This is a genomic window from Bacillus sp. SIMBA_026, from assembly GCF_046535335.1.
Classification (GTDB): Bacteria; Bacillota; Bacilli; order Bacillales; family Bacillaceae; genus Bacillus; species Bacillus velezensis.
This window is the reverse complement of sequence record NZ_JAWRWX010000201.1, coordinates 1-268: the sequence shown is the minus strand read 5'-3', so window position 1 is coordinate 268 and position 268 is coordinate 1. Positions and strand designations below refer to the sequence as shown.

General features: G+C 60.8%; 1 protein-coding gene. It reads right to left on the bottom strand.

Annotation, left to right across the window (positions count from 1 at the left end; translation table 11 throughout):
- Positions 1-268 (bottom strand): hypothetical protein (locus SB847_RS21195; RefSeq protein ID WP_410578602.1); only part of this gene is annotated, 268 nt, incomplete at both ends.

Genomic DNA, 268 nt, shown 5'->3' with positions numbered 1-268 from the left:
AGTTCACTGTCTGCCGCGGTGAATGCTTGCTCGACTGCATCGTGGACGTCGTCGGGTACGTGTCGGGCACCGATCGCCATCTGGGCAACAGCATATTCACTGCGCGCGCACTGGATCGCTGCTTCGGCTCGCGTGTAAATGCGCTCGTAGCGCGGGGCGAGCAGATAATTACGAGTAGCATAGACGGCTGCGCCGCCTGCGGTAAGCGCGGCGATCGTTTTCGTCGCGCTACCGATGAGCCCTTTGTAGGCGATGAAGGCCGAAAGAG